This window comes from Pseudoalteromonas sp. Isolate6, assembly GCF_022398435.1.
GTDB classification, from domain to species: domain Bacteria; phylum Pseudomonadota; class Gammaproteobacteria; order Enterobacterales; family Alteromonadaceae; genus Pseudoalteromonas; species Pseudoalteromonas galatheae.
This window is the reverse complement of the sequence record NZ_JAKEVK010000326.1, coordinates 1-2,994: the sequence shown is the minus strand read 5'-3', so window position 1 is coordinate 2,994 and position 2,994 is coordinate 1. Positions and strand designations below refer to the sequence as shown.

Sequence of the window (2,994 nt, the reverse complement as noted above, 5' to 3'; positions counted from 1 at the left end):
TAGCAAACGCTATCAGCTTTTTGGAACTCCGGGCAGGGAGTTTACTAAGTCGAACCTGTGTTAGCTTGGAAGCGACTTAATTCGAGTCATGAAACTATTTCTTTACAGCTAATAAGACCAGATTTAGCGGTAAAAGTTTCATTCGCTATTCGGTGTTAGAAGTTAAATCTAACCCCCGCGCTAAAGCGCCTTCCATCGGCATAGACACCTGTTAGTGCTTGCTCAACTCCCTTTTCCTGATAGCTAAATGTATGTTCATCCGTCAAGTTGATGGCCTCAAGAATAAATGCCACATTCTCATTGTAGTTATAGGTGAGGTTGGCATCTACTTGACCATAATCGTCAATGTATCCTGGCCAGTCGCGACCTGTATCATACCCTGTTCTGAAGTTGTATGAGATACGGGCACTAATGAATTCGTTTTCATAATAAGAACTCAAGTTAACAGTATGCTCAGAGTTGCCAGGGATGGTGATGTCGTTACCTTCATCATCTTTGGCTTCACCATCTACATAGGTATAGTTAGCAGCAACGCCAAAACCTTCGTATAGTTCTTGTTGATAACCCACTTCTAGACCTTGAATACGGCCCGCTTTACCATTAACAGGACGGCTGATCAGCACTTCTTTACCTTCGTGAGTTTCAAGTGCTGGTTGGCTCTCAATAAACGACTGAATGTCTTTGTAGAAAAATACCGCAGAAAACAGACCTGCGTCACTAAAGTACCACTCGATACCGGTATCAAACTGCGTCGCTCGATATGGGTCGATGTCAGGATTACCACCAGTGCCAGTTTGTGTTTCTAGGTTGTATGAAGTTGATGCCGTCATATCGGCGTAATCTGGGCGAGACATAACTCGTGCGGCAGAAAAACGCATTAATAAATCGTCATCTAAGTCAATCGCCAAGTTAATGCTCGGAAGAATGTCGAAGTAGTCCTTTTCTTCCGTTGTCCATACCTCAGCACCGGACTCACCTGCAAACGCGGATGAGGTTTGCTTGGTATTTACAAGTCTTACACCTAAATTACCGCGTAGGCCATCTGCATCCAGGTTCGCTTTAATGTAGCCTGCGGTAATTTTTTCATTGATATCGAAAGTACTGGCCTTCAACACTCGGTAATTCCAACCCAGCGCATCACCTTCTTGGCGTATTTTATCTGAATCAGTAATTGCATAGCTGCGCGTTGTGCCCGATGAGCCTATGCCTGATAGGTAATCAGATGGCATGGCTTTAGAGTAGTCAGCTAGACTCCAGTTTAAGTCGGTACGATTGTCCGTTGTGTGCTTAGTATTAAAACGACTGTGATCACGGTATTTAAAGCCGACTTTTATCTGGCTGAAGATAGCAACATCAATTGGACGCTTAAAATCAGCTTGAAAGTAAGTTTCATCATCTTTCGCGTCATTGCTGTCATAGCGTAAAAAGCCTAAATTCCATTTATCACCATCGTTTGGATCGGCAGTGTAACTGGTCTTTACGTCTTCCTCTTGTGACGCATCAAAGCTGTGAATATAGTTACCTTCCCAACCAACGGAGCGATCCGCTTGTGAACCCCCCGAACCTTCTGTGTAACCTAAGTGATATGAAGATTCCCAAAGTTGCCCTTGATGCTCAACTTTTAAGTCGTACAATTTGGTTTTGAGCTCAGAGTTACGTACTTTGGTCTCATCCAGAATGTTATTCCCATCTGGAGATAATCCAAGTGTACCGCCGACGGCCATCTTTCCAACTACGGGGTGGTCGATAACGGTAATGTCAGTGTATTGTGAGCCGCCGTAACCGGGTAACCAGAGGAAGTTTTGGTTTTCATTATCGGCTTCAAGCGTAGAGTCTAACGCATTGAATACAATGTCCATATTTTCACTTGGACGATATTGCAAGGCGAGGTTTATACCCGTGCGCACGCGCTGCTGTGAGAACATAGCTGAGCCACCACCGCCAGGGCTGTAGACATTGTCGACGACGGTACCGTCTTCAAGTGTGATATCACGATAGGTCCAAGACCATGCTTCAATACCATCACGGCGTAAGTTACGCTCTTGGCGCACAACGGAAAGTAAGGCGCCAAAAGACTCATCATCGGTCTTAAAGTTGTACATAGCAGAAAGTTGCGGGTCGGTTTCACCTGATACTTCGCTGTGCTGTGCGATAATTGAACCTGCAATCTTATTTGCTTCTAAATCAAGCGGCTTACGAGTTCTCACAATCACGGTTCCACCAATAGAGCCTTCGTCAATATCGGCTTCGGGTGATTTGTAAACTTCAAGCCCAGAAATGATTTCAGAGGGTAACATCGTATAGTTAAAACCACGGCTCGCCGCTGAGTTGGTCCACCAATCCGCTGAGCCGACGGCTTGACCATTCAATAAGGTCCGGTTTTGGCTTTCACCTGTGCCTCGAATACTAACGCGTTCACCTTCACCAAAACTACGGGTGATTGAAACACCAGTAATTCGTTGTAGTGATTCGGCAACGTTTTGATCTGGAAATTTGCCAATGTCCTCGGCTGTTACTGCATCGACAATGGCGTCAGAGTATCTTTTTGTATTGAGTGATTGAACAACGCTACCACGGATCCCTCTGACTTGAATAACTTCAACGTCACCATTTTTAGCTGCTTTTTGATTATTGCTTTCTTCAGCGAGTGCTAGACCCGGTGCAAAAAGTACCGAGCCGAGCAAAGATTGGCTGATTAATACAGCCAGTTTTTTCTTATTATTGCGAAACATACATTCCCCTTGAGTGCATATACCAATTAGCCTTAATACTTGCTCAGTTTGAAGGAGTAAATCTGACGCTAACTGCGTTAAAAATTTCTTATTTAGAGCAACTAAATAGCAAAATTTTTGCCTTGTTATCGACAAGGTTTTCTCGCCTCAAAATAGACCACTTAATTAAGATAATTGGTATTACTTGTGATTGAGAGGTCGACCTCGAGAAAGATTAAACACCAGCGGGGTTTGTTAAATCTTGAATTGAAATGAATAGTTA

At 43.9% G+C, this 2,994-nt stretch carries 1 protein-coding gene; it reads right to left on the bottom strand.

What is annotated here, in order from left to right:
• Positions 1 to 155 precede the first annotated feature (155 nt).
• Complete coding sequence (locus tag L1D50_RS22435) at positions 156 to 2,732, bottom strand: TonB-dependent receptor (RefSeq protein ID WP_239966882.1); 2,577 nt, start codon at positions 2,730 to 2,732, stop codon at positions 156 to 158.
• Between the last annotated feature and the right edge of the window lie 262 nt (positions 2,733 to 2,994).